We start from the raw sequence: 2,500 nt of genomic DNA, 5'->3' as shown, positions 1-2,500 counted from the left end.
GGGCCAGATGGAAGTGACGGATCATGAAGGTTGTTCCTCCTTATCGGATTGGAGGGGCCGCTGATTGGTTCCTGGAAATAGCTCCATCATGAGATCGTACCCTAAACCGACACAGGTGGACTGGTAGAGAATACCAAGGCGCTTGAGAGAACGATGTTGAAGGAACTCGGCAAAATACCTCCGTAAGTTCGCGAGAAGGAGGCCCGGTTCCTAGGCAACTAGGGGCTGGGGGCACAAACCAGGGGGTGGCGACTGTTTACTAAAAACACAGGGCTCTGCGAAGTCGCAAGACGACGTATAGGGTCTGACGCCTGCCCGGTGCCTGAAGGTTAAAAGGAGAGGTGAGAGCCTTGAATTGAAGCCCAGGTAAACGGCGGCCGTAACTATAACGGTCCTAAGGTAGCGAAATTCCTTGTCGGGTAAGTTCCGACCTGCACGAATGGCGTAACGACTTCCCCGCTGTCTCCAACATCGACTCAGCGAAATTGAATTGCCTGTCAAGATGCAGGCTTCCCGCGGTTAGACGGAAAGACCCCGTGCACCTTTACTACAGCTTCACATTGGCATCAGGCCAAGCATGTGCAGGATAGGTGGTAGGCTTTGAAGCAGTAACGCCAGTTTCTGTGGAGCCACCCTTGAGATACCACCCTTGCTTTGCTTGATGTCTAACCGCGGTCCGTTATCCGGATCCGGGACCCTGTGTGGCGGGTAGTTTGACTGGGGCGGTCGCCTCCTAAATCGTAACGGAGGCGCGCGAAGGTTGGCTCAGAGCGGTCGGAAATCGCTCGTTGAGTGCAATGGCAGAAGCCAGCCTGACTGCAAGACTGACAAGTCGAGCAGAGTCGAAAGACGGCCATAGTGATCCGGTGGTCCCAAGTGGGAGGGCCATCGCTCAACGGATAAAAGGTACGCCGGGGATAACAGGCTGATACTGCCCAAGAGTCCATATCGACGGCAGTGTTTGGCACCTCGATGTCGGCTCATCTCATCCTGGGGCTGGAGCAGGTCCCAAGGGTACGGCTGTTCGCCGTTTAAAGAGGTACGTGAGCTGGGTTTAGAACGTCGTGAGACAGTTCGGTCCCTATCTGCCGTGGGTGTAGGATACTTGAGAGGAGTTGCCCCTAGTACGAGAGGACCGGGGTGAACGATCCACTGGTGGACCTGTTGTTGCGCCAGCAGCAGTGCAGGGTAGCTATGATCGGACAGGATAACCGCTGAAGGCATCTAAGCGGGAAGCCCCCCTCAAAACAAGGTATCCCTGAGGGCCGTGGAAGACCACCACGTCGATAGGCCGGAGATGTAAGCACAGTAATGTGTTCAGTTGACCGGTACTAATGGCCCGATAGGCTTGATTTGATCCAGTAGAAGCCAGGCTTCATACGGATTGAAAGCATACACCGCAGTGTACGTGACTTGGACATTTGGTTCTTTCTCGGTTTGGTGATCATAGCACGAGCAAAACACCCGGCTCCATTCCGAACCCGGCCGTTAAGTGCCGTTGCGCCAATGGTACTGCGTCTTAAGACGTGGGAGAGTAGGTCATCGCCAAACCTAGTAAGAACCGAATGTGTATCTCTCTTTCGATGTGCCTCAGACCTTATAAAAAGACCTGAGGCGCGCTTTGGCGCGGGGTGGAGCAGCCCGGTAGCTCGTCAGGCTCATAACCTGAAGGTCGTAGGTTCAAATCCTACCCCCGCAACCAACGTTACTTGCGACGCCTCCGCCAGTCCTGCCGCGGAGGTTTTTTGCGTTTTGGGACATCGAGCGCAGAGATCGTCTGTTGCGCCCTCCCGCAACCAACGATCCCTGCGATAGCAGGTTGTCCAGTGCCTCGGCCTCCGAAAGGAAGTCGGGGTTTTTCTTTCCTGCCGCAAAGCGCAAGATCGCGCCCAAATCGCCGCGCAGGTTATTCGCCAATTCCCATTGTCAGGCATGAGTGTCACTTGTTCTATGAGCGACCGCAGCACATCGACCGCTGGCGCGCGTTCTTCTTCGCGGAGAAGGTTCTCGCAGAGCTTGCAGACCCGCTCGTGATAGATATGTGCCATGTTTGGATGCGACAGGGGCGGCGGCTCATCGGCATTCGGCAGCAACTCAGCCAGTTCGGCTTTGTCCTTCAGCTTGAGCGGCGGGAAGCCCTGAAGAATGGCCTCGACCATCTTGTCCAACTCACGATCAACCCGTTCAAACTCTCGCTGCCATCCTACCAGATCCGCGCCACGCTCGATCCCAAGGCGGTTCACCTTGCGCGTGAACTCCAAACAGAACTCGTTGAAGAGCTCCGGCTCCATCAAGTGTTTGCGCAGGCCGTCGGGTCTTGTCCGCAAGGTCCCTCAGACAGAGCGCGCCCATCGTAACTTTCAGGCCGATTTGCAGTTCGCTGATCTCGCTTTCGGAAAGTGTTACGATGTGAGGTGCCCCTAGATTTCCTAGACACCTGCCTCGTTCAGTTTTTGCTGTCTGATCTCATAGTCAATGGGCGACAGCATGCCGTTGTTCG

Annotated in this window: 1 protein-coding gene, 1 tRNA gene and 2 rRNA genes (1 of these 4 cut by a window edge); all 4 read left to right on the top strand. The window is 55.5% G+C overall.

Annotated features, from left to right (window positions below):
* Nucleotides 1-1,356 (top strand): 23S ribosomal RNA (locus tag RXV88_RS05240); it begins 2,058 nt to the left of the window's first position.
* A gap of 80 nt (nucleotides 1,357-1,436) precedes the next feature.
* Nucleotides 1,437-1,551, top strand: a 5S ribosomal RNA gene (gene rrf, locus RXV88_RS05235).
* 74 nt (nucleotides 1,552-1,625) lie between these two features.
* Nucleotides 1,626-1,702, top strand: a tRNA-Met gene (locus RXV88_RS05230).
* 241 nt (nucleotides 1,703-1,943) lie between these two features.
* The gene (locus RXV88_RS05225; RefSeq protein WP_316291054.1) at nucleotides 1,944-2,357 is read left to right on the top strand and encodes a hypothetical protein; all 414 of its coding nucleotides are present in this window, start codon (nucleotides 1,944-1,946) and stop codon (nucleotides 2,355-2,357) included.
* Nucleotides 2,358-2,500 lie beyond the last annotated feature (143 nt).

Source organism: Aestuariicoccus sp. MJ-SS9 (assembly GCF_032586235.1).
In the GTDB taxonomy this organism is placed as follows: domain Bacteria; phylum Pseudomonadota; class Alphaproteobacteria; order Rhodobacterales; family Rhodobacteraceae; genus Aestuariicoccus.
The sequence above is the reverse complement of the archived record's forward strand: the minus strand, read 5'-3'. Positions and strand labels throughout refer to the sequence as shown.